Origin of the sequence: Tessaracoccus sp. MC1865, assembly GCF_017815535.1 — a bacterium.
GTDB lineage: Bacteria > Actinomycetota > Actinomycetes > Propionibacteriales > Propionibacteriaceae > Arachnia.
In genome coordinates, this window is sequence record NZ_CP072596.1 from 724046 (window position 1) to 748069 (window position 24024).

Here is a 24024-nt window from a genome sequence, read left to right on the forward strand (position 1 = left end):
TCCCCCGGGGCGGGGGACCTCATGGTGGGGTGGTCAGGGGCTGACGGGTGCCGTGGAGGATCCGCGGGTCCGCAGTTCGGGAATGATGACTTCGTGCCTGGCGTCGGTGCGGCCCTCGAGCCGCTCGAGGATCAGGCGCATGGCGAGCGCGCCGATGTCGGCGCCCGCCTGGTAGACGCTGGTCAGGGAGATGAGCGGGTGGGCGGCGATCCGGGTGTCGTCGTAGCCGACGACGGAGAGATCCGCCGGGCCCAGCCCCCGTTCGGCGGCGGCGCTCAGTACGCCCATCGCCAACTCGTCGTGGCCGGCGTAGATGGCGGTGGGGCGTGGCCGGTCGTCGAGCAGTTCCAGGGTGCGGTCGTGTGCCGCCCCTTCGGTGGGTGCGATGTGGATGACGCGGGCGTGCTCGGCGAGCCCGGCCCCGGTCATCCACTCGCGGTAGGTCGCGGCCCGGATCGCGTGCGGCGCGTGGAGCATGTGCTTCTCGGCGGCCGGTTCGATCGTCAGGTGCGCGATGTCGCGGTGCCCGAGCGCGTGGAGGTGTTCCATGACCAGCCGGGTGCCCAGCACGTCGTCGTCGACGATCGTGTCGTAGTTCACCGACTCGTCGTGCCGGCCCAGGAGGATCAGCGGGATGTGGCTCCCGAGGTTCTCGAGCCATTCGGGGTCAACGGCGGGGGAGACCGCCAGGATGCCGTCGACCTGTCGGTCGGCCAGTACCTGGATGGCCTCCGGCCCGAAGCTGTAATCCGGGCCGGCGGGGGCGATGACGATCTTGTAGGGCGTGCCCGAGAGCGCCGAGCTGGCGCCCTCGATCACGTCGTCGAGGAAGGCGTTGACCGTGGTGGGCACCTCGATGCCGATGGTGTAGCTGCGCCCACGCATGGCCCGCGCGGTGACGCTCGGGCGGTAGCCCAACTCGTCGATTGCGGCCTGGACCTTGGTGCGCATCCCGTCGCTGACGCCATAGGCCTCGCGGATGACCTTGGACACGGCGGCGCGGGAAACGCCGGCGTGTTTCGCAACGTCTGCGATGGTCACTGAGTTGAGAGCCACTGTGTCCCTGCCTCTTCGTCGAGTTCGTGGATCGGTCTACTAAGAACTGTAGACCGATCCACGAACGCTGTCCACCGCTCTCGTGGACTTTCTTTATAACGATTCAGAAACGGTCAGCGCAGAGTCAGCGACGCTGCCGCCGACACCGAGTCCGAAGCCCCACCGACGACGAACGAAACCGTGCCCTTCGGCGTGACCCACCCGCCTGTGGCGGTGTCCCACACATCGAGCAGGTGGCGCTCGCGCAGTTGCTCGGGTGTGAGCTCCACGGTCACGTTGCGGTGCTCGCCGGGCTGCAGGGTGACCCGCTCCCAGCCCACCAGCCGCTTGGACGGTAGGTCGGCCGCCGAAGGCAGTTCGACGTAGACCTGAGCCACCTCGGTTCCCGCCACGTCGCCGGTGTTGGTCAACCGGAAGCTCACACGGAGGGCCTTGGAGCCATCGCTGTTCTTCGGTGTCACGTTCACCTTCGAGTACTCGAACGACGTGTAGGAGAGGCCGTGCCCGAATGCGAAGAGCGGATCGATGCCCTCGGATTCATACCAGCGGTAGCCCACTTTGAGCCCCTCGGTGTAGTTGACCTGACGGATCTCGCCGGTCACGGTGCGCTCCGTCGTTCCGTCGGCGAAGATGCCGGGGTACTGCTCGGGCGTCGAGGTGGGGATGTCGGCCAGCGACCTGGGGAAGCTCATCGGGAGCTTGCCTGAGGGATTCACGTCGCCGAACAGGATGCCGGCCAGAGCGGGCCCGAACTGCTCGCCGCCGTACCAGGCCTGCAGCACCGCGTCGACGTCCTCGAGCCACGGCATGACCACTGCGGTTCCCGAGTTCAGCACCACGACCGTGCGGTCGGCTGCGCCGGCCACCGCCTGGATGAGGGCGTCGCCGCCATGGTCCAGGTTGAGGTCGGTGATATCGGCGAACTCGCCCATGCCGAGGTGCCCGAAGACGACGGCGACGTCGGCTGAGGCTGCTGCTTCGGCCGCCTGGGTGAGGTCGGCACCGTTGTCGAACACGACCGTGCCGCCGTCGGCCGTCACGCGCTCGGTGATCGCGGTGAGCGGGTCCACGAGTGCGTCACAGTTCAGCACCGCGTTGCCGCGGAAGCCGTTGGCCGCGCAGGCGGTCTTGGCGCTGATGCCACCGGTGGGGGTGATGGACGCCGTGGGGCCGATGATGGCGACGGTCGGCGCACCGTTGAGGGGCAGCGTGCCGCCCTCGTTCCTGAGCAGCACCGTGCTCTGCTCGGCCAGTTCCCGTGCCACGGCCTTGTGCTCGGCCGTGGAGACGCCCATGATGGGCGGCTGGGGTACGGGGTTGTCGAACAGGCCGACGTTGAGGTACGCCCGCACCACCCGGAAGGCGGCCGCGTCGATGGCCTCCTGGTCGATGTCACCGGCAGCCAGCGCCTCGTCGAGGCGTGCCGGCGTGAACCAGATCGGGCGGTTGAGTTCCTGGTCCAGGCCGGCGTTGAGCGCGTCAGCGGTGGAGTGGACGGCGCCGAAGTCGCTCATGACGTAGCCCTTGAACCCGATGCGGTCCTTGAGGTCCTCGTTCATGATCGGGTTTTCGCAGGCCCAGACGCCGTTGATCTGGTTGTACGAGCACATCGCGCTGTCGGGGTCGCTCTCGCGCACCGCGATCTCGTAGGGGAGTACGTAGAGCTCCTGGAGTGTGCGCTCGTCGACGTTGGAGGAACTGGACTGCCGGTCGAGCTCCTGTTCGTTGGCCACGAAGTGCTTCGGGTTGGAGATCACGCCCTTGCCGGGATTGCCGTCCTCGAGGCCGCGCACGGCCGCTGCTCCCATCACGCCGCTGAGTACCGGGTCCTCGCCGAAGTACTCGGGGGTGCGTCCCGAGAGTGGGGTGCGCCCGCTCGCGACGCCGGGCCCGAGGATCACCGCGTTGCCGCTGTCGAAGGCCTCGCTGCCCTGCATCGCGGCCTTCGTCTCATTGAGGGCCTCGTTGAAGGTGGCCGCGATGGCGATGGGGGCAGGCCATGCCGTGGTGCCAGCCTTGGAGTGCACACCTTCGGCGCCGTTGGCATAGACCACCCGTGGCGTGCACGGCACTTGGGCGGGGTAGGTCACTCCGCCGCTGAACGTGGTCTGTTCTGGCGAATTGGCCGCATGCTCGTTGAGCCAGCGGTACTTCTGACGTTGGGTGCTCGCGTCGAGCAGCAACTGGGCGCGCTCTTCGGCGGACAGCGAGGTGTCCATCCACGCGCAGTCGGCTGGGGAGGCCTCATCGGCGGAGGCGGCCCACTGGCCCGCGGGGGCGAGGGAGAAGGAGAGAAGGGCGAGGGTTGCCGTGAGGGCGCCCACGCCGCGTCGATTGACTTGCATCTGGTTGCTCCTATGCAGTGTGCAAGGGATCCGTACTCGTCGTCGAGCACGGTGTAGATCGATCTACACACAACCTTATCAAAAGTCCTTGTCGGAGGTCAATGGTTGCGCGTGAATCGGTTCACACTCGCGCCTGAGCCAGATGATTTCTTGAGGACTCCAGGGGTGAGGTAGGCTTGCCGGGTTGCCTGGCGAGGGACTCATGCGGGTCCGTCATCGACTAGCTCGCTTCTCGCTCGGCGCCTGCATGCGCACCATTCACCTGAGAGCTTGAGGAGTTCACCCCATGGCTGCTGACGCCCAACTGTCCGCCACCACCCGCACCGAGTTCGGCAAGGGCGCTGCCCGCCGCCTCCGCCGCGAGGGTGGCACCCCCGCCGTCCTCTACGGCCACGGCATGGATCCCGTCCACCTGGCGCTGCCCGCGCAGGAGACCTTCCTCGCGCTGCGTACCTCCAACGCACTGCTCGAGATCTCGATCGACGGCGACAAGAAGCCCTCGCTCGCGCTAGTCAAGCAGATCCAGCGCGACCCGATCCGTCCCCTGATCGACCACGTGGACCTCCTGCTGGTGAAGGCCGGCGAGAAGGTCGAGGTCGAGGTGCTGCTGGTCCTCGTCGGCGACGCGGAGCGCGGCACGCTGATCAACCAGGACCTCACCACGCTGACCGTCCTCGCCCCGGCCACCGACATCCCCACGGAGCTCGAGGTGTCGCTGGACGGCCTCGTCATCGGGGACCAGATCCTGGTCTCCGACGTGAAGCTGCCTGAGGGCGTCGAAGCGACCGGCGATCCCGACGCGCTCGTCCTGTCCGTCAACGCGCCGTCCGTCGAGTCCGAGTCTGAAGAGGCCGCCGGCGAAGAGGCCGCTGAGGGCGACGACTCCGCGGAGTGACCAGTTCCACCTTTCTCGTGGTCGGGCTCGGGAACCCGGGCCCGGCCTACGAGATCACCCGGCACAACGTCGGTTTCTGGGCCGTAGCGGATCTCGCAGACCGCTACGGCTCATCCTTTTCGCTGAATTCGCGCCAGAAGGCCGAGATCGCGACGGTGAGCCTGCGCGGTCCGGAACCGGTCAGGCTGGTCCTGGTCCGCCCCACCACGTACATGAACCTGTCCGGCGTGGCCGTCAGGTCCATCGCCACGTTCCACAAGATCGAGCCGGGTCACATCATCGCGATCCACGACGAGCTCGACCTGGACGCCGGCCGTCTGCGCGTGAAGCTGGGCGGCGGCGACAACGGCCACAACGGCCTCAAGTCGATGCGTCAGCACCTCGGCACCGGCGACTTCTACCGGGTGCGGGTGGGGATCGGGCGTCCGCCCGGCCGCCAGTCCGCCGCGGATTACGTGCTGGCCAAGCTGAAGCCGAAGGAACTCGACGAGATGCTGGTCGATGCGGCGGTGGCCGCCGACGTCGTGGAGTCGCTCGTGCGCGAGGGCCTCGTCGTCACCCAGAACAAGTTCAACTCGTAACGCAGGCCTACCGTCGTCGGCCGGGGCCGGGTGGCGTGGAAGGATTGACACCGTGAAGTATCCAGGCCTCCTCCAGGCTCTCGAGGCATCCGAGGGATTCCAGTACACGCTCGCCGACGCCCGACGCTCCGGAGTGACCACGCTCGACGTCACCACCGTCGGATCGTTCTTCCCGTTCCTGACCTCCGCCATCGCGGAGGAGAGTGGCCGGACCGTGCTGCTCATCACCTCCACCTATCGCGAGGCCGAGCAGCTCACCAGCGAGCTCGCGGGCCACCTGGGTGAAGATGCCGTCGAGTACTACCCCGCCTGGGAGACGCTGCCGCACGAGCGGCTGTCGCCCCGTGCAGACACTGTCGGCCGCCGGCTCGCAGTGCTCCGCCGCCTCGCCGGGCACGACGAGGAACCCGCACCCAAGGTCGTCGTCGCCCCGGTGCGTTCCGTCCTGCAGCCGCAGGTTCAGGGCTTGGCGGACATGGCGCCGGTGCGGATCGCCGTGGGGGAGACCTACGAACTGGGCACGCTGCTGGCCGATCTCGCCGGTGCGGCCTACAACCGCGTCGACATGGTGGAGCGACGTGGCGAGTTCGCCGTCCGCGGCGGCATCGTCGACATCTTCCCGCCCACTGCTGACCACCCTGTGCGCGTCGACTTCTTCGGCGACGAGGTCGACGAGATCCGCTACTTCACCGTCGCGGACCAGCGCTCCACCGGCGACACCGCCACCGTCGTCGTCGCGCCGCCCTGCCGTGAACTGCTCCTGACGACGACGGTGCGCAACCGCGCCAAGAGGCTCGCCGCCGCACACCCTGAACTGGCCGACATGCTCACCCGCATCGGCGAGGGCCAGGCCGCGGAGGGCATGGAGGCGCTCATCCCGGTGCTCGTCGAAGGTCTGGAACTGCTCGTCGACGTGCTGCCGAAGGGCTCGCTGATCCTGGCCGCGTCGCCGGAGCTGATCCGCACCCGCGCCGCCGAACTCGTCGCCACCAGCCAGGAGTTCCTCGAGGCCTCCTGGGCGGCCGCCGCCGGCGGGGGCAGCTCGCCCATCGACCTCGGTGCCTCCGCCTACTGGGCACTGGGCGACGTCCGCCAGCATGCGCTGGAGTCCGGCCACCGCTGGTGGTCGCTGTCGCCCTTCATGGCCGCCCCCGGCGCCGAAGAGGACGGCCCCGCCGTCCCCGAAGCCGCCTCGGTGCACTCCCGTTCGCTCGACATCACCGCCGGCGAGGGTTTCCGCGGCGACACCGACGCCGCCGTCACCCACATCAGGACACGCCTGGCCGACGGTTGGAAGGTCGTGCTCACCGTGGAGGGCCAGGGCCTGGCCACCCGCCTGGTTGAGCTGTTGGGCGATGCGGGGATCGCCGCCTCGATCGACGACCTGGCTGAGGCTCCGGCGGCCGGCCGGGTCACCATCGTGCTCTCGCCGCAGCGGCACGGCTGGCGCGCCGAGGGGCCGAAGCTGGAGGTCATCACCGCCGGCGAACTGACCGGCCAGGTCGAGCTGGACAGGTCGGAACGCAAGCTTCCCCAGCGCCGCAAGCCCACCATCCAGCCGCTCGAACTCAAGGCCGGCGACCCCGTCGTGCACGAGCAGCACGGCGTCGGCCGGTTCGTGGAACTGCTGCAGCGCACCGTGCAGGGCAACACCCGCGACTACCTCGTCATCGAATACGCCGCCAGCAAGCGCGGCCACCCGGGAGACCGGCTGTTCGTGCCGATGGACCAGCTCGACCAGCTGAGCCGCTACGTCGGCGCCGAGGCCCCCACGCTCGACAAGATGGGCGGCGCCGATTGGACCAAGCGCAAGGCCAAGGCCCGCAAGGCGGTGCGCGAGATCTCCGCCGAGCTCATCAAGCTCTACGCCGCCCGCCAGGCCACCAAGGGCCACGCGTTCGGCCCCGACACCACCTGGCAGCGCGAGTTGGAGGATGCCTTCAGCTACGTCGAGACCCACGATCAACTCTCCGCCATCACCGAGGTCAAGCACGACATGGAGCAGCTCGTGCCCATGGACCGCCTCATCTGTGGCGACGTCGGCTTCGGCAAGACGGAGATCGCCGTGCGCGCCGCATTCAAGGCTGTCCAGGACGGCAAGCAGGTGGCCGTCCTGGTGCCCACCACGCTGCTGGTCACCCAGCACTACCAGACGTTCGCGTCCCGCTTCGCCGGTTTCCCCGTGCAGCTGGCCCAGCTGTCACGCTTCCAGAGCGACGCGGAGGCCAAGAAGGTCGTCGACGGCCTGGCCGCCGGCCGCATCGACGTGGTGATCGGCACGCACCGGCTCCTCGGCAAGGAGATCCAGTTCAAGGACCTCGGCCTGGTGGTGATCGACGAGGAGCAGCGCTTCGGCGTCGAACACAAGGAGCGCCTCAAGTCCATGCGGGTCAACGTCGACGTGTTGTCCATGTCGGCCACGCCCATCCCGCGCACGCTCGAGATCGCCATCACCGGCATCCGGGAGATGAGCGTCATCGCCACCCCGCCGGAGGAGCGCCACCCGGTGCTCACGTTCGCCGGCCCGTACGACGACGGGCAGGTCAAGGCTGCCATCCGCCGCGAGCTGGCGCGCGAGGGTCAGGTGTTCTTCGTGCACAACCGCGTCGGCACCATCGAGAAGACCGCCGCGCACCTGCGGGAACTGATCCCCGAGGCGCGGATCGCGACGGCGCACGGTCAGATGAACGAGCACCGGCTCGAAGCGGTGATGCAGGACTTCTGGGAGCGGCGCGCGGATGTGCTGGTCTGCACCACGATCGTCGAATCGGGCCTGAACATCCAGAGCGCCAACACCCTCATCATCGACAGCGCCGACAAGATGGGCCTGTCGCAGCTGCATCAGCTGCGCGGCCGCGTCGGGCGCTCCAGGGAACGCGGGTACGCCTACTTCCTCTACCCGGCGGACAAGACGCTCACGGAGGCCTCCCACGAACGGCTCGCCACCATGGCCGCCAACACCGAGTTGGGCTCCGGCATGGCCATCGCCATGCGCGACCTCGAACTCCGCGGTGCCGGCAACCTCCTGGGCGAGGACCAGTCCGGCCACATCGAAGGCGTCGGGTTCGACATGTACCTGCGCATGGTCGGCGAGGCCGTGGCCAACTGGCGCGGCGTCGACACGGAGCCGGAGCCGACGATGCGGGTGGAGATCCCCGTCGACGCGCACCTCCCGGACGACTACATCACCTCGGAGCGGCTGCGGCTGGAGATGTACAAGCAGATCGCCGAGATCCGCACGGCGGCAGACATCGATGCCGTGCGCGCCGAACTGCTCGACCGCTACGGCGAACTGCCGTCCCCCGTCGAGCAGTTGCTCGGGGTGGCGGCGCTGCGCAACCTCGCCCGGGAGCACGGGATCCAGGAGATCGTGCCGCAGGGCAAGGTGATCCGCCTCTCGCCGTTGTCGCTGCCGGAATCGAAGCAGCTGCGCCTCAACCGCCTGTACCCGGGCTCGGTGATCAAGTCGTCCAACGAACAGATCCTCGTGCCGAAACCGGATGGCGACCACCTCACCTGGGTCACCACGTTGCTGACCCAACTGTTCGCCTGAGCCTCGAGGCCCAGGGCCGGTCGGCTTCGGGACCGCGGGTGGGCCTGCGGTAGGCTGAGCGAGGTGCCTGTGCACCCCCGTAGTTCGAGAGGACCCAGATGAAGTTCACGCGTCTCGCGCCCGCCGTCGCCGCTGTCGCCGCCGTCGGTCTCCTGGCTGGTTGCAGCCCCACCGCCGGCACCGCGCTGGTCGTGGACGGCAACCGGTACACGGAGAGCGAAGTCACCCAGATCGTCGACGGTTGCGCCGAGGCCCTGCAGGTGGCGCCGGACCAGCTGCGTCGCCAGGGTGTCGTCGGCACGCTGCTGCTGGGCGGCCTGTTCGACTCCTTCGGTGCTGAGATCTCCGAGGAGGACCTCCGCGCCGCAGGTGCGCAGAGCGCGCAGGGTTCGGAGCAGCTCTTCTCGGTGGAGGACTGCAAGCCCCTGGCCCTCGCCAACGTCAAGACCACCATGCTCGGCCAGCTCGAGCCGCAGTTCGTCGAGGAGGCCGCCAACAACCTCGACGTGCAGCTCAACCCCCGCTACGGCAAGTGGGAGCCCTGGACGCAGCAGCTGCTCAACACGTCGGGCTCGCTGTCGGAACCGGTCGTCGCGATCCAGTGACCTCAGAGCTGGAGCGACTGCGCCAGGTGATGGCGGAACTACGGGTGAAATGCCCGTGGGACGCCGAACAGACCCACCGCTCGCTGCTCAACCACCTCATCGAAGAGGCCTGTGAGGTGGTGGACGCGGTTGAGGCCGGGTCAGACACCGAACTGGTGGAGGAACTCGGCGACCTCCTCCTGCAGGTGTACTTCCACGCCCAGATCGCCACGGACGAGGGCCGCTTCACGCTCGACGACGTGGCCCGGGGCATCTCGGACAAGCTCATCAGCCGCCACCCCCACGTGTTCGGCGATGCGGAGATCCCGCAGGACATGTGGCAGAACTGGGAGGAACGCAAGCGTGCCGAGAAGGGCCGCACCTCCGCCCTCGACGGCATCGCCGAATCGCTGAGCGTGATCGGCCGGGCCCACAAAGTGGTCTCGCGGACACGTTCGCACGCAGTGGATATCGAACTGCCTTCCGAACCCATCGACGAGGCCACCGTAGGGCGGGAGATCCTCGCGCTCATCGCGCGAGCCCAGGCCAACGGGATCGACGCGGACGCCGCTGCCCGGCAGGCGCTCCGCAGCCTCGAAGCCCAGATCCGGGCCACTGAACCCACCACCCATCAATAGGGCCTGAATCCCGGCTGCCCCGGCGCGGGAGACCGAACCAGTTACAGCTAGGCTTGGGCCCGAGAGACGACTTTTTGAAAGGGACCTTAAATGGCATCCATCGAATTCATCCAGGCACGCGAGATTCTCGACTCCCGCGGCAACCCGACGATCGAGGTCGAGGTCGAGCTCGAGTCGGGCGCGCAGGGTCGCGCCGCTGTCCCGTCGGGTGCCTCCACCGGCGCCTTCGAAGCCGTTGAGCTTCGCGACGGCGACAAGGGCCGCTACGGCGGCAAGGGCGTCCTCACGGCCGTGAAGAACGCCACCGAGGTCATCGGCGAGGAGATCCTCGGCCTCGACGCCACGGAGCAGCGCATCGTCGACATGGCGATGCTGGAGCTCGACGGCACGGACAACAAGGCCAAGCTGGGTGCCAACGCCATCCTCGGCGTCTCTCTCGCCGTGGCACACGCCGCCGCTGAGGAGTCCGGCCTGCCGCTGTACAAGTACGTCGGTGGCCCCAACGCCCACATCCTCCCCGTTCCCATGATGAACATCCTCAACGGTGGGTCGCACGCAGACTCCAACGTCGACATCCAGGAGTTCATGATCGCCCCCATCGGCGCAGAGTCGTTCGCGGAGGCCGTCGAAATGGGCGCCGCCGTCTACCACTCGCTCAAGGCTGTCCTCAAGGAGCGCGGGCTCAACACCGGCCTCGGCGACGAGGGTGGCTTCGCTCCCAACCTCGATTCCAACCGCGCCGCGCTCGACCTGATCGTCGACGCCATCCGCAAGGCCGGCTTCGAGCCCGGTTCCGACATCGCGCTCGCGCTCGACGTGGCCGCCTCGGAGTTCTTCGAGGACGGTTCGTACGTCTTCGAGGGTGAGAAGAAGACCGCCGAGCAGATGGTGGACTACTACGCCGAACTCGTCGACGCCTACCCGATGGTCTCCATCGAGGATCCGCTGAACGAAGAGGACTGGGACGGCTGGAAGCTCATGACCGAGCGTCTGGGCAGCAAGGTCCAGCTCGTCGGCGACGACCTGTTCGTCACCAACGTCACCCGCCTCCAGCGCGGCATCGACACCGACACCGCCAACGCGCTGCTGGTGAAGGTCAACCAGATCGGCTCGCTGTCGGAGACCATCGACGCTGTGGACCTGGCCCATCGCAACGGCTTCCGCACCATGATGTCGCACCGTTCCGGTGAGACCGAGGACACCACCATCGCAGACCTCGCCGTTGCGCTGGGCTGTGGCCAGATCAAGTCCGGCGCCCCGGCTCGTACGGACCGCGTCGCCAAGTACAACCAGCTGCTGCGCATCGAGGAGGACCTCGACGAGGCCGCTGTCTACGCCGGTCGCTCGGCGTTCCCCCGTTTCCAGGGCTGATCACCTGAAGTGACACAAGGGCCCCGGAGTAGCGCTGCTACTCCGGGGCCGTTTGTCTTTGGGGCACACGCGAGTCGATTCCGGTGCCCGCAAGGACATACGGCAGACTGGGCGGGTGGCTCAATCACCCCGTTCCAGGCAGGCCAATCCCGGCCCCGGCCGCGGCACCCCGAGGTCGCGCACGTCGGCGCGCCCGGGTGAACGCAGCCGCAAGCCCCACGTCGAGCCGCTTCCCGAGCAGGAGGTGTCGAGGGCGATGAGCGCACGGCCCGCGGCGCAACCGCGCGCCAGCCGGGCCATGACCGCCACCTGGCGGCTCGCCGTCCTCCTCGTCGTCATCGCCGGGATCGGCCTGGTGCTCGCCCATTCGCTGCGCGTCTACTTCGCGCAGGCGCAGGAACTGGCCGCAGTCCGGGCGGAGATCGCCGCGGAACGCGACAGGATCGCGGACATGGAGGACCAGCTGGAGCGCTGGGAAGATCCCGAATACGTTCGCTCCATCGCCCGGGTCCGGCTGGGCTGGGTGATGCCGGGCGAGGTGGGCTACCGCGTCATCGACGCCGACGGCAACCCGCTCGAAGGGGCCACCATGACGGAGCAGGAGCCCGAGTTGCAGGGCGAGTGGTACGAGAAGATGTGGACGTCCGTGAAGCTCACGGACACCCCGGCGGAGGAGGAGTAGGCATGAGCGGGCCGACGCAGGAAGACCTCGCCATCGTGGAGGCGCAACTCGGACGCGAGCCCCGCGGTGTCGCCGAGGTGGCGTGGCGCTGCCCCTGCGGCAAGCCGGGCGTCGTCAAGACCGAACCGCGGCTGCCCAACGGCACGCCGTTCCCCACCACCTATTACCTGACCTGCCCGCGGGCCACGTCGGCCACCTCCACTCTCGAGGCCTCGGGGCTGATGGCGGAGATGACTGAGCGGCTGGCGTCCGACGAGGAACTCGCCCTCGCCTACCAGCGCGCGCATGAGTCCTACCTGGCAGACCGCGAGACGCTGGGCCACGTCGAGGAGATCGAGGGGATCAGCGCCGGCGGCATGCCCACCCGCGTGAAGTGCCTGCACGTGCTCGTCGGGCACTCGTTGGCCAAGGGTCCCGGCGTCAACCCCCTCGGCGACGAGGCCGTGGCGGCGCTCGGCGACTTCTGGCGCGCCCCCTGCCTGGAGGGCGAGTGACGACCGTCGCCGCGGTGGACTGCGGCACCAACTCCATCCGGCTGCTGATCCTCCGGAGGGGAGCCGACGGCGCGCTCACCGAACTAGCCCGCGAGGTTCGGCTCGCGAGGCTCGGCCAGGGCGTCGACGCCACGGGGGAGTTCCACCCGGATGCGCTCCAACGCGCCAACCGGATATTCGAGGAGTTCGCCGCGATCATCGCCGGCGCCGGCGCGGACCGCGTCCGGTTCGTGGCCACCTCGGCCGCGCGTGACGTGAGCAACCGTGCGGTGTTCGAGGCGAACGTGCGCGACAGGCTGGGCGTGGGGGTGGACGTCATCTCGGGATCCGAGGAGGCACAGCTCTCCACGTTGGGCGTGCTCAGCGGCGTGAACGTGCAGACACCGTCGTTGGTGTTCGACATCGGCGGCGGCTCCACGGAACTGATCGTGGTGGGGGAGGGGCCGGCCATCCTGTCCGCCGTCAGCGTCAACATGGGTGCGGTGCGCCTGAAGGAGCGTTTCCTGCCCGGCGACCCGCCTTCGGCGGCGGAGAGCCGGGCGGCGCGGACGTTCATCGCGGAGCAACTCGACGGAGCGGGCGTGGATTTCGGGTCGCTCGCTGCTGCCGTGGGTGTCGCCGGTACGGTCACCAGTTTCGCGGCGGCCAAGCTCGGGCTGGAGACCTATCACCGCGAGTCGGTGCACGAAACGGTCCTGGCCCGGGGCGACATCGAAGCCATCCTCAACCACTGGCTCACTCAGCCGGCTGCGGTGACGGCCGAAGAACCCTGCATGCATCCGCTGCGCGCAGCGGTGATCGGCGCGGGCGGCCTGATCCTCGACGAAATCTCCAGCCGCGTCCCCGGCGGGAGCGTGTTGGTGAGCGAGACCGACATCCTCGACGGCATCGCGCTGGGTCTGTTGGAGCAGTGATGCTGCCCACCCTCCCCATCGTGCAGGCGCCCATGGCGGGTGTGCAGGGGAGTGCCCTGGCGTTGGCGGTCGGACGCACCGGTGCGCTGGGCTCATTGCCTGCGGCCATGCTGAGCGACGACGAGCTGGCCGCCGAACTGACCGTGCTGGAGGGCGCCGACGTGCCCTACAGCGTCAACTTCTTCGCTCACCACGCGCCCCAGCCGGATCCGGTCAGGGAGGACGCCTGGCTCGCTGCACTCGCCCCCTACCGCGAGGAGTACGGGGTGGCCGAGAGCGGCGGCGGGGCCCCCCGCCGGCCGTTCAACGCACACATCTGCGACGCCATCGAGCCCTTCGCGCCGCCCATCGTGAGTTTCCACTTCGGCCTGCCCCACGAGGGCCTGCTGCGCCGGGTGAAGGCCTGGGGCGCGGTGGTCGTGAGCACCGCGACCACCGTCGATGAGGCGCGCTGGCTCGTGGAACACGGGGCGGACGCGGTGATCGCCCAGGGCATCGAGGCAGGCGGGCACCGGGGCAACTTCCTGTCGGACGACCTGTCGCTGCACCTCCCCACCCTGGAGCTGGTGCGCGCGGTTCGTGGCTCGGTCACCTGCCCGGTCATCGCGGCCGGCGGCATCACGACGGCCGCCGACGTGCAGGCGGCGCTCGCCGCTGGGGCGGTGTCGGTCCAGGCAGGGACCGCGTTCCTGCTGGCCGATGAGACCACCGCGTCGCCGATGCACCGCGACGCCATCCTGCGTCCGCATGACACCGTGATCACCACGGCGCTCACCGGCCGGCCTGCGCGGGGGATCCCCAACCGGCTCGTGCTGGAGTTGGGCGAATTCCCCGAGGCGGTTCCTCCGTTCCCGCTGGCGGCCGGGCCCCTGGCCCCGCTGCGCGCAGCAGCAGAGGCTCAGGGCCGCACGGACTTCACGCCCCTGTGGTGCGGGATGAACACCGACGGCGTGCGCGCTGCGCCGGCCGCGGCGATCGTCGAGTCGCTGCTCGGCTGACGGCACACAGAGAGCCGGTGTGCGGAAGTCTCCGCACACCGGCTCTCGTGCGTTGGGCGTTACTCGGCCGGGGTGGCGGTGCCCTGGAGCGCGCCGTTGGCCTTGCCGGCCATCCGGTCGAGCACGGCCGTCAGGTCGTAGCCGGTGGTGTCCTTGACCATCTGCATGGTCTGCATGACGTTCTCCGTGACCTGGCGGGGCAGCACCGAAGCGCCGTCGGTGGACACAACCGTGAGCTTGTCGATGTTGCCCAGCGGGGCGGCCACCTTCTCGGCCATCTGGGGCAGCACCTCGATCAGCATCTGCAGGACGGCGGCCTCGTTGTAGTGCGCGAACGCCTCGGCACGCTTGTCCATCGCCTCGGCCTCAGCCTGGCCGACGGCCAGCACCGCGGCGGCCTTCGCCTCGCCTTCAGCGCGGACGGCGTCGGCCTCGGCCACTCGGCGGGACTTCTCGCCGACACCGGTGAGGCGCTGGCGCTCCGCTTCGGCCTCTGCCTGGGCGATGGCCGCGGCCTTCTGGGCCTCGGCCTGGAAAATGGCGGCGTTGCGCTGTGCCTCTGCAGCGGTCTCGACGCGGTACCGCTCGGCATCTGCCGGGCGACGCACCTCGGTGTCCAGTTGGCGTTCCTTCAGCGCGGCCTGCGCGACGGCGACCTTCTCCTGCTCGAGGAGGACCGCCTGGTCACGGTCTGCCTGGGCGAGGGGGCCGGCGGACGCGGCGGTGGCCCTGGCGGCGTCGGTCTCCGACTGGATCTCGGCTTTCTTCAGCACGAGTGCCCGCTGGGAGATGGCGATCTCCTGCTCCGCGGCGATCTGCGCCTGCTCGGCCTCACGTCGGGCCTCGGCCTCGGCGACGGCGGCGAGCCGGCCCAGCTTGGCCGACTCCGGGCGTCCGAGGTCCGACAGGTAGGTGCCGTCGTCGGAGATGTCCTGGATCTGGAAGGTGTCGAGCACGAGGCCCTGCCCCGTCAGCGACGACTCGGACTCGTCTGTGACCCGCTGCGCGAACGCAGCGCGGTCACGGATGATCTGCTCCACCGTCAGCGAGCCGACGATCGAACGGAGCGAGCCCGCGAGGGTCTCCTGGGTGAAGGTCTCGATCTCGTCCTGCTGCCCGAGGAAACGCTGCGCGGAGGCCCGGATCGAGTCCTCGTTGCCGCCCACCTTGACGATCGCCACACCGTCGACGTTGAGCTTGATGCCCTGGCCGGAGACGGCGTTGCGGATGGTGATCATGATGCGGCGCGACGACAGGTCGAGCGTGTGCAGGCGCTGGATGAACGGGACGACGAACACGCCACCGCCCATGACGACCTTCTGGCCGCTCAGGTCCGTCGACACGAGACCGGTCTCGGGATTGCGGACCTCCCTGCCCTTGCGGCCGGTGATGATGAAGGCTTCGTTCGGCTTGGCCACCTTGTACCTGCTGGCGATCAGCAGGCCGATCAGCACGAGAAGGATGATGAGGCCGAGGATTGCGGTGACTACGGGACTTAAGCCGGGCATGGATGCCTTTCGTTCGGTCTTTGGCTGCAGGCTAGGGAGTGAGTTCGCCGGGGGCGGAGGTGGGCGTGACCTCCACGGCGGTGGGGGAGAGGATGGCCGAGACCCACACTTCATCGCCGGCGGCGACGGGGAGCTCTGACTTCGCGGCGATCTTGCGCACCTGCCCGCCCACGCTGATGTGGATCTCGCCGTAACCGCCCTGGGGGATGGCCGTGATGACGCGGCCTGAGTAGCCGATCATCGAGTCAGACCGGAAGCTGGCCGCATCCTCGCCGCTCTTCAGCGCACGGGTCAGCCGCATGGCGCCCCAGGCGGCCAGCGCGCCGATCACCAGGCCGGTGACGACGGCGAACACCACGTTGTCGACGAGGCCCAGGCCCAGCGCACCGCCGAACCCGAACGCGCCGATGAAGGCGGAGATGGAGGAGACGGAGAAGAGGTCCCCGCCGAGGACGTCGAGGTCGAACAGGCCGTCGATCACGTCACCGACGAGCAGGGAAAGCAGGACCAATGCGATACCGACGCCTCCGATGATCAGAAACGCGGTCAAAGCGGGCCCCTCCCCTTGTGCGAACCCCCAGTCTATCGGGCGCGCAGGTCTCCGTCGGGTGCCGTGGGTCTCTGGCTCATCGTCGCTAGACTTTGGCGTGGCCCTCGTAGCCCAATTGGCAGAGGCAGGCGGCTTAAACCCGCTTCAGTACGGGTTCGAGTCCCGTCGGGGGCACTAGTCGGCGGCTTCGTCGCCCAGGAGCGCGACGACCTCGCCGAACTTCGGGGCGACGGCGACCCAGCCGAGCTCGTCGGAGATCCGGTCCGCGAACTGTGCGGCCACCTGGGGCTCACCGTGCGTGACGAAAACCTCTTCCGGTTCCTTGTCCAGGGCCTTCAGCCAGTCGAGCAGGTCCGACGCGTCGCCGTGCACGGAGAACTCGCGGTCGCGCACGATCTCGGCGTTCACCCGGACGTACCTGCCGTTGATCTTCACCTGACGGGCGCCGTCCTCGAGTGCACGGCCGCGGGTGCCCTCGGCCTGGAAGCCCGTGAGCACGACCGTGTTGCGGGCGTCCGGCAGCAACCGCTGCAGGTGGTACAGCACTCGGCCGCCCTCGGCCATACCCGAGCTCGAGATGATGATCATGGGGTCGGTGCGCTTGTTCAGCGCCTTCGAATCGCGCGAGCCGCGGGTGGCGGTGAGGTCCAGGTCCGTGAAATCGGCGACCGTCACGTCCTCGCGCAGTTCGTCCAGCGACGTGTCGCTGTAGACAGCGAGTGCGCGCAACGACATGGGGCCGTCGACGACGACAGGCACCTCGGGGATGCGGCCCTCGCGGCGCATCTGCACCAGCGCGTGCAGCACCGTCTCCGTCCGGTCGATCGCGAAGGCGGGGACCACCACCTGACCGCCCCGCTCAATGGTGCGGCGGATGGCGGCAGCGAAGTCCTCGTGCGGGACGTCGGGTTCTGGGTGCTCACGGTCGCCGTAGGTGGATTCCACCACCACGATGTCGGCGCCGGGGGGAGTGTCGCGGTCCTTGAGGATGGGGTGGTCGTGGCGGCCGAGGTCGCCGGAGAACAGCACCGAGCGGTTGCCGAGCTCCACGTGGACCGAGGCGGAACCGAGGATGTGCCCGGCCCTGGTCCAACGCACCCAGACGCCGTCGATGTCGACGTTCGTGTCGAACTCGACCGACCGGAACAGCGGGAGGGCCCTCTCCACGTCCTCGGTCGTGTAGATCGCCTCGGGATTCTCGTGCTTGGACCAACCGCCGCGCACCGCGTCGGTGACCGACTGCTCCTGGTGCTTCCCGGAATCACGCAGCACGATCTCGGCTAGGCGGATCGTGGCCTCGGTGGCCCAGATCGGCCCGCGGAAACCGTGCTTGACCAGAGCGGGCAGGTAGGCGACATGGTCGGTGTGGGCGTGCGTCAGCAGCACATCGGAGAGGGAGGCCGGGTCCACCGGGAACTCGTCGCGGTTCTTCAGCCGCCACTTCTTGTCGCCCTGGAACATGCCTGCGTCCACGAGGATGCGCCGGTCATCGAGCGTGATGAGGTACTTGGAGCCGGTCACGGTGCCGGCCGCGCCGAGGAACGTCAGGGTCGCCTTCTGCGGGGTGCTCATGATCCGATCGTGGCAGGTATCGGGTGCACCCGGGCGTCCGGCGTGGAAACCCACGGGGCGGGTGGGAAGACCACGTACCATGGAGAGCGACGATCCCGTAGGGGACCACGACAAGAAAGAGAAGCACATGGCTAACCCGATCATCGGCAGGCCCGACTCGTTCACGAAGAATCTGGGCACGCAGCAGCGCGGCTACACCGGCTACGGCCAGCCCCAGGGATATGCGCAGCCGCAGAGCCAGCCCCAGGGCCAGTGGCAGGGCTACCTGCCACCGCAGCAGCAGTTCGAGCAGAACCAGTTCAACCAGCCCCAGCAGACCGATCCGCGCCTCGGCGGCGTGATGACGCTGGACGACGTGCTCGCCAAGACCGCCATCACGCTCGGCACCGTGGCCATCGTCGCCGTCGCTACGTTCATCCTGCTGCCCATGAGCCTGATGCTGCCCGCCGTCATCGGCTCGGGGATCGTGGGCCTGGTCACCATCCTGTTCGTGGCCGGCCGCCGCAAGCTCCCCGTCGGCGGTGTGCTGTTCTACGCCGCGGTCGAGGGCATCTTCGTGGGTGCGTTCTCGAAGTTCTTCGAGTACCTGTATCCGGGCATCGTGGTGCAGGCCGTGCTGGCCACCTTCGTCACCGCGGCCGCCACTCTGGCGGCGTACAAGTTCTTCAACATCCGCGTCACCCCGAAGTTCCGCAAGATGGTCTCCATCGGCACGGTCGCCCTGCTGGGTGTCCTGCTCGTCAACTTCGGCCTCGCGCTGTTCGGCGTCGACACCGCCATCCGCGGCATCGGTTCCGGCGCCGGCTGGCTGGCGATCGGGATCTCGATCCTGGCCGTCGTGCTGGCCGTGCTGAACCTCGTGACGGACTTCGACTCCGTCGAACGCGGTATCGCTGCCCAGGCGCCCGCTCAGGAATCGTGGCGCGCGGCTCTCGGCATCACGGTCACCATGGTGTGGCTGTACGTCGAGCTCCTGCGCATCATGAGCTACTTCAGGGACTGACGGAGGACAGCTTGCGGGCGTACTGACTCAGTAGCGTCCGCGAGCTGTTCGTCCAGTGCAGCGAGCGCCACGCGCGCGTAGGCACCCAGCCGGCCTTCAGGGTCGATCCACCGATGTCGTGGACGACCGGCTCGCTGGGTGCTTTGCATGTCGCCCCGTAGACGACCCTCAGGGCGTGGAAGTCCTCGAGCCGCCCGCTCATGGAGCGGCCCACCCAGTGCTCTGATTCGAGCGTCAGGACCCGGTCGATGACGATCTCCTGGCCGGTCTCCTCGAACACCTCGCGCAGCACGGCCTCCGACGGCGACTCTCCCGGGTCGACGCCGCCCCCAGGGAGCGACCACGTACCGGGCGCGGGGGTGGCCGGGGAATTCACCGTGCCGAGGATGCCGCGGTCCGACAGCACCAGGGCGTAGGCGCCGATGCGCTGGTACCGGGCAGGGGTCTCCGTCGGCGAATTGACGTAGACGGTGTGCCGCTCAACCGGGCGGTGGTCCGACTCGTGCACTTCGCGAACCAGCCAGGTGAAGACGATGTCGCCGTCCTGGATGGCGGCGGCGAGCGGCCGCAGGGGTACATAGCCGTGATCGAACATCGTCACACGGGGATGCGCACCGTGCTCCACCGGGAAGTCGGCCACGGGCGCCCGCAGGGGACTGGTGACACCGATGACGCGCATTGCGACAGTCTAGTCGGCCGCCCATCCGCCGGCCTTTGCCACCGCAGCCCCGCTGAGCTGGAATGGGGTTATTGTTTTGGCTAGCATTTCCGGGGCGGCCGGGAAGCAGTTCCGACGGAGGCTGGTCATGGATTATCGCTCTGGCACCGACATCAGTGGCTCCCGTGTGCGGAGGCGCGGCGGCGGCGGCGTGGGCGGCGGACGCCGCGGTGGGCCCATCGCGGTGGGCGGCATCGGCGGCCTCATCCTCCTGGTGCTGACGCTGCTCTTCGGCGGGAACATCGGCGACGTCCTCGGCGGTGGCGGCGGGGTCGCGCCGCAGGGCGAGGGCCAGGAACAGAGCCAATGCCGCACCGCGGCAGACATCGAACAGGACCGCGACTGCCGCTGGGACGCCTACGACGTCGCGTTGGAGCGGCACTGGTCCAGCGCATTCGAATCCGGCTTCGAGCCCATCTCGGCGCTCAACCTCTACAGCGGCCAGATCGCCACGGCGTGCGGCACCGGCTCGTCGCAGATGGGGCCCTTCTACTGCCCCGGCGACAAGGCCATCTACATCGACGACGAGTTCATGGGCAGCCTGCTCGAGCAGTTGGGCACCACCCGCAGCGACGCCGCTGAGCTGTACATCGTCGGCCACGAATACGGGCACCACATCTCGAACCTCACCGGGGACATGGAGAAGGCCCGCGCGGGCGGCAACGACACCGGCCCGCGTTCCGGTGCGGTGCGCCTGGAGTTGCAGGCAGACTGCTACGCCGGCGTCTTCTTCAAGAACACGACGCAGGACCCGGAGTCGCCAATCGAGGCCGTGACCCAGGACGACCTGAACCGCATCGTCGACGCGGCCCGCGCCGTCGGTGACGACCACATCCAGCAGCAGCAGGGCGGCCGGGTGGTACCCGAGAGCTGGACACACGGTTCCTCGAAGATGCGCCAGTACTGGGTGGCGAAGGGCTTCGAGAGCGGGGATCCGGCAACCTGCGACACCTTCAGCACCGACGACCTCGGCGAGTAACGCAGGCCGGAAAGCCTCAGCCCTCGATCAGCCTGGTCATGTCGCGACCCTCGAGATCCGTGTAGTGGATCTCGCCGCCGCAGTCCACCCGGACGACGGCGCCGCTGCGCTCAGTGCTGCGGTCGATGCGCACGTCGCACTGCTGGGCCGGGTCTGCCTGGAACTGGGCGATCACCTTCGCCAACGTGGCCGGGTCGATCTGCTGCGGGTCGAACGTGCCCACGGCGGGTGTCTCCCCGCGCCGCGTCTCGAAGACGGGCAACCCCGCCAACCGGCTCCTGTTCAGGACGACGCCGGGCTCATCCGGCAGGTCAGCCCAGTAGCCGCGCGTGTCGTTGAAGCCGACCGCGAAGGCCCCGCTCGCGTCGCCGATGACCTCGCCCAGGCCGGCGGTCAGATCCGCGACACTGGTGTATCCCAGCTCGGCGACGGCGGTGCCGTCGGCCCTGAAGAACACCGTCGTCGATTCGGGCCGCGACGTGATGGTCATCAGCACCTGCCCCTCGCGGTACTCCACGATCTGCAGGACGAGTTCGCCGCGCACGCCGCGGAGGTCGGCGATGTCGAACATGCGCGCCGCCGACTGCAGGGGGAAATCCGCAGGGTCGAACGTCGCCTGTTCGAGGTACTGGATGTCGGAATCGACCGCGGTGATCTCGTCCTCGGTCCAGCGGTAACTGACCACCGAGCCGTCCGGGCGCAGCGCGGTAAGGGTGGCCTGGTCCCGCGTGATGTCGAGCTTCAGCACGGGCAGGCCGGCGGCCACCGCATGCAGTTCGTCGACGACGAGCTCGGCACTGTCCACCAGCGGGCCGTCGATGGGGAACCGCTGGGGGAGTTCAGGCTCGGGAACGGGCGGGAGGCTCGGCTCAGTGCTTGCGCCCGACGGCGACAATGAGCTGTGCGGCGATGCCGCCGAGGTGGGCATCAAGCCGGGCGACAACGGCGTGCATCCGGCGAGGACGATGGCAGCTCCGAGCGCACCGACCGACCATTTCCTCACCCGCACAGTGTAGGCACCCGTGGGAGCAGGTCCACTACTCGCTGTCGTCGGAGGTCACCCTGTCCACGAAGTACGAGTCGTCCATCGCCGGGTCCGGCGCGATCGGGATGTACTGGCGCCGCACCCTGGCCTCGCCCCATTCGCGCGACTCCACCGTTTCGCGCGCCTCGTTCACCGCGTCGCACTGCTCCTGGCTGAGGTAGAACTCGATGTTCTCGACGGCACGGTCGGCCCGCGTGAACGCCTCGGGATCCTCTCCTTCGGCGGAGGCGGCGATGAGCCGGTCCACCGCGCGCTGCACCGTCGCCCTGCGCATCCGCCGCTTCGATTTGGGCAGCAGGTCGATGCGGCCGTCCTCGGAGACGATGATCACCATGGATCCCTTGCCAGCACCGGCGAGGTATCGGATGGCGGAGCTGAACCGCGCCCCGCGCGCCGGGTCTCCGGTGCCGGTGGCGAGACCGTCGAGGATGACACCGACGGCGTGACAGCGCCCATCCGGCGACACCAACACGGCGCCGTCGATGCTGGTGGCGGCCTCCAGCGCCCGCTCCGACAGGCGGGTGGGCGTGATGGCGTAGGCCTGCGGGAGGAGGCGCGCCGCCTCCCTGTCCGCCTCGGGGTGCACGACGAGCATGGTGCCGTGGGCCTGCTGCGAACAGGCGACCGCCACGTGCCAGAGGAACCGCGCGTTGCGGGCGGAGACGTTGGGGAAGACACGCTCGACGGTGATGGCGAACTCGTCCTCGTCCAGCAGGTCGCGCGGCATGGCGGGGATGCCGTTGTCGACGCGGAGGAACGGCACGTCGTTGTCCCAGAGTTCCCAGGAACCGTCGCCGGAGATGCGCACCTCGAACGTGTGGTCGCGCTCTGTGGTGTCGACGGTGCCCAGCCCGTAGACCTCCCGGCCGTCGCAGAGCAGGTGCAGCCCGGGGCCGGACAGTTCGAGGATCTTGCGCAGCCCCCTGGTGCGGCCGATCGGTACCGGATGCTCCAGCGTGATGATGCGGGTGACCGTCTCGTCGTCCGCCGGCACGAGGACGAGGGTGCCCTTGCCGGCGCGGCCCTCATAGCGGGTGGCGGCCACCGCGTCGAAGGCCTGCATGGCGCCGAACGCGTGGTCCTGGCCGGTCCGTGCCACCACCGCGGACACGAAGGAATCCGCCGCGGCGCGCAGGACCGCCTCGGTGTCCGCGCGCACCACGAGCCCGGGCGACTGGCGGTCGAGTTCGCGTGAAGCCACGTCCAGCACCATGGTGACGACGGCCTCCTGGAAGGACCGCGCGGTGAGGAACGCATCGGCTGCGTCATCCGCGAGCTGGGGCAGTTCACGCCACGGGTCTGCCTGCAGAGCGAGGACGGGGAACACCATGTGCTCCAGGATCTTCACGCCGACCCCCACGAAGTGCACCCGCCCGGTGGCCCGGGCTGCGGAGTCGAGTTTGTCGGCCACGGCGCGGCGACGGGTGCGTGATTCGAGGGCGGCGAGGTGCGCCTCGCTGTCGTCGTCGAGGTCGTTCTCCCGCAGGATCCTGTTGAAGCGGCGCGTGGCCAGTGTGCTGGCCTGCTTGAGGATGGCGCGGTCGAAATGGCCGCGCTGCGGCTCCACGAGCACGTCGTCCTCAGCGTTGAGGGGGAGTGCCACGACGAACGCCCGCGGATCGATGTCCACCCCGGCGGCGTCGAGCACATCGTTGGCAACCTGTTCCAGCGAACGACGGAACCGAGCCTGTCCGTCCCATAGTTGCCAACCCACGGGGGCATCATGCCACGACGTGGGGGCGGGGTGGGCACCGCGGTCCACGTCAAGCAGCAGCCGCGTGTAGATCACGGGGTCAGACATCCCGCCAGTCTGTCATCGACCCGGTTCGTGGCCGTTGTCGGTGGGCCGACCTAGACTCGCCGCATGCACGACCTCGACGCAGTGATGGTGGAACTCGACGACCTGGCAGATCCCAAGATCCTGGCGGTGAACCAGCGGCACGGCGACGACCACGCGGTGAACCTGACGAAGCTGCGCGCGGTCGCCAAGCGGCTCAAGACCGATCACACCTTCGCCCGGAAACTGTGGGCCACGGGCGACACGGCCGCCAGGTTGCTGGCGCTGTTGACGTGCCGGCCGAAGGAGTTCAGCGCCGACGAGCTTGACACCATGCTGCGCGAGGCCCGCGTCCCCAAGGTGCACGACTGGCTGGTGGCCTACGTCGTGATGAAGGGCCCGCACGCCGAGGAGCTGCGCGTGAAGTGGTTCGACGACGCGGATCCGGTGGTCGCCAGCGGCGGGTGGGCCCTCGCGGCGGACCGCGTGAAGAAGAACCCGGACGGCCTGGACCTGCCGGGCCTCCTGAGCCTCATCGAGGCTCAGATGAAGGACGCGCCGGAGCGGCTGCAGTGGCAGATGAACACCACCCTGGCCCACATAGGGATCGAGAACCCGCAGCTGCGCGACCGCGCTGTGGCCATCGGGGAGCGGCTCGAGGTGCTGAAGGACTACCCCACGCCGCCCCATTGCACCTCGCCGTTCGCGCCCAGCTGGATCGCGGAGATGGTGCGCCGCAGCGAGCGCTGATCCGGCGTCGG

Annotated in this window: 21 protein-coding genes and 1 tRNA gene; 14 read left to right on the forward strand and 8 right to left on the reverse strand. The window is 68.8% G+C overall.

Annotated features, from left to right (window positions below):
* Nucleotides 1-33: 33 nt before the first annotated feature.
* The gene (locus J7D54_RS03160; protein ID WP_182762195.1) at nt 34-1056 is read right to left on the reverse strand and encodes a LacI family DNA-binding transcriptional regulator; all 1023 of its coding nucleotides are present in this window, start codon (nt 1054-1056) and stop codon (nt 34-36) included.
* 113 nt (nt 1057-1169) lie between these two features.
* Entirely contained in the window at nt 1170-3401 is a 2232-nt protein-coding gene (locus J7D54_RS03165) for a glycoside hydrolase family 3 C-terminal domain-containing protein (RefSeq protein WP_209455198.1), read from the reverse strand.
* Nucleotides 3402-3687: 286 nt separating this feature from the next.
* Between J7D54_RS03165 and J7D54_RS03170 the strand changes: the two genes are divergently transcribed.
* The 10 genes from J7D54_RS03170 to J7D54_RS03215 all read left to right on the forward strand — a co-directional run bounded on the left by J7D54_RS03170 (nt 3688) and on the right by J7D54_RS03215 (nt 14111).
* Nucleotides 3688-4296: a 50S ribosomal protein L25/general stress protein Ctc gene (locus tag J7D54_RS03170; protein WP_182762193.1), complete on the forward strand. Its 609-nt coding sequence runs from the start codon at nt 3688-3690 to the stop codon at nt 4294-4296.
* Nucleotides 4293-4877, forward strand: a complete 585-nt coding sequence (gene pth, locus J7D54_RS03175; RefSeq protein WP_182762192.1) for an aminoacyl-tRNA hydrolase — start codon at nt 4293-4295, stop codon at nt 4875-4877. The genes J7D54_RS03170 and pth overlap by 4 nt, the downstream gene beginning before the upstream one ends.
* Before the next feature lie 52 nt (nt 4878-4929).
* Nucleotides 4930-8430, forward strand: a complete 3501-nt coding sequence (gene mfd, locus J7D54_RS03180) for a transcription-repair coupling factor (protein WP_245244101.1) — start codon at nt 4930-4932, stop codon at nt 8428-8430.
* Between the two features lie 98 nt (nt 8431-8528).
* On the forward strand, nt 8529-9035 hold the full coding sequence (locus tag J7D54_RS03185) for a hypothetical protein (protein ID WP_182762189.1): 507 nt from the start codon (nt 8529-8531) through the stop codon (nt 9033-9035).
* Between the two features lie 29 nt (nt 9036-9064).
* Nucleotides 9065-9652, forward strand: coding sequence for a MazG family protein (locus J7D54_RS03190; protein ID WP_076060194.1), 588 nt, complete (start codon nt 9065-9067; stop codon nt 9650-9652).
* A 90-nt stretch (nt 9653-9742) separates the two neighbouring features.
* Nucleotides 9743-11023, forward strand: coding sequence for a phosphopyruvate hydratase (gene eno, locus J7D54_RS03195; RefSeq protein ID WP_076059980.1), 1281 nt, complete (start codon nt 9743-9745; stop codon nt 11021-11023).
* Between the two features lie 115 nt (nt 11024-11138).
* Nucleotides 11139-11705 (forward strand): septum formation initiator family protein, encoded by a 567-nt coding sequence (locus J7D54_RS03200; protein WP_158069043.1) that lies wholly within the window; start codon nt 11139-11141, stop codon nt 11703-11705.
* A gap of 2 nt (nt 11706-11707) precedes the next feature.
* Complete coding sequence (locus J7D54_RS03205; protein WP_182762187.1) at nt 11708-12199, forward strand: DUF501 domain-containing protein; 492 nt, start codon at nt 11708-11710, stop codon at nt 12197-12199.
* The gene (locus tag J7D54_RS03210) at nt 12196-13113 is read left to right on the forward strand and encodes an exopolyphosphatase (protein ID WP_182762186.1); all 918 of its coding nucleotides are present in this window, start codon (nt 12196-12198) and stop codon (nt 13111-13113) included. The genes J7D54_RS03205 and J7D54_RS03210 overlap by 4 nt, the downstream gene beginning before the upstream one ends.
* Nucleotides 13113-14111, forward strand: coding sequence for a nitronate monooxygenase family protein (locus J7D54_RS03215; RefSeq protein WP_182762183.1), 999 nt, complete (start codon nt 13113-13115; stop codon nt 14109-14111). Before J7D54_RS03210 ends, J7D54_RS03215 begins: the two co-directional genes overlap by 1 nt.
* A 59-nt stretch (nt 14112-14170) precedes the next feature.
* Here J7D54_RS03215 and J7D54_RS03220 read toward each other — a convergent pair whose 3' ends face one another.
* Nucleotides 14171-15619 carry a flotillin family protein gene (locus J7D54_RS03220; protein ID WP_182762174.1) on the reverse strand — a complete coding sequence of 483 codons (1449 nt, stop codon included), beginning with the start codon at nt 15617-15619 and terminating at the stop codon, nt 14171-14173.
* A 31-nt stretch (nt 15620-15650) separates the two neighbouring features.
* Nucleotides 15651-16169, reverse strand: coding sequence for a hypothetical protein (locus J7D54_RS03225; protein WP_182762173.1), 519 nt, complete (start codon nt 16167-16169; stop codon nt 15651-15653).
* 100 nt (nt 16170-16269) lie between these two features.
* Between J7D54_RS03225 and J7D54_RS03230 the strand changes: the two genes are divergently transcribed.
* Nucleotides 16270-16343: transfer RNA gene (locus J7D54_RS03230), tRNA-Leu, on the forward strand.
* Here J7D54_RS03230 and J7D54_RS03235 read toward each other — a convergent pair.
* Complete coding sequence (locus J7D54_RS03235) at nt 16344-17741, reverse strand: MBL fold metallo-hydrolase RNA specificity domain-containing protein (protein ID WP_182762171.1); 1398 nt, start codon at nt 17739-17741, stop codon at nt 16344-16346.
* A 127-nt stretch (nt 17742-17868) separates the two neighbouring features.
* Here J7D54_RS03235 and J7D54_RS03240 point away from each other — a divergent pair, with 127 nt between their 5' ends.
* The gene (locus J7D54_RS03240; protein WP_182762169.1) at nt 17869-18744 is read left to right on the forward strand and encodes a Bax inhibitor-1/YccA family protein; all 876 of its coding nucleotides are present in this window, start codon (nt 17869-17871) and stop codon (nt 18742-18744) included.
* On the opposite strand, the gene J7D54_RS03245 is transcribed toward J7D54_RS03240, so the two are convergent.
* Nucleotides 18734-19423 carry an NUDIX hydrolase gene (locus tag J7D54_RS03245; protein WP_182762167.1) on the reverse strand — a complete coding sequence of 230 codons (690 nt, stop codon included), beginning with the start codon at nt 19421-19423 and terminating at the stop codon, nt 18734-18736. The genes J7D54_RS03240 and J7D54_RS03245 overlap by 11 nt on opposite strands.
* A gap of 127 nt (nt 19424-19550) precedes the next feature.
* On the opposite strand from J7D54_RS03245, the gene J7D54_RS03250 reads away from it, so the two are divergent.
* A complete protein-coding gene (locus J7D54_RS03250; protein WP_182762165.1) occupies nt 19551-20441 on the forward strand; it encodes a neutral zinc metallopeptidase in 891 nt (296 codons plus the stop codon).
* Between the two features lie 16 nt (nt 20442-20457).
* Here J7D54_RS03250 and J7D54_RS03255 read toward each other — a convergent pair whose 3' ends face one another.
* Together J7D54_RS03255 and J7D54_RS03260 are read right to left on the reverse strand one after the other, a co-directional pair.
* Nucleotides 20458-21444: a hypothetical protein gene (locus J7D54_RS03255; RefSeq protein ID WP_182762163.1), complete on the reverse strand. Its 987-nt coding sequence runs from the start codon at nt 21442-21444 to the stop codon at nt 20458-20460.
* Nucleotides 21445-21478: 34 nt separating this feature from the next.
* Nucleotides 21479-23287, reverse strand: a complete 1809-nt coding sequence (locus tag J7D54_RS03260) for a DNA integrity scanning protein DisA nucleotide-binding domain protein (RefSeq protein WP_209455199.1) — start codon at nt 23285-23287, stop codon at nt 21479-21481.
* A 63-nt stretch (nt 23288-23350) separates the two neighbouring features.
* Between J7D54_RS03260 and J7D54_RS03265 the strand changes: the two genes are divergently transcribed.
* The gene (locus J7D54_RS03265) at nt 23351-24013 is read left to right on the forward strand and encodes a DNA alkylation repair protein (protein WP_182762162.1); all 663 of its coding nucleotides are present in this window, start codon (nt 23351-23353) and stop codon (nt 24011-24013) included.
* Nucleotides 24014-24024: the final 11 nt, after the last annotated feature.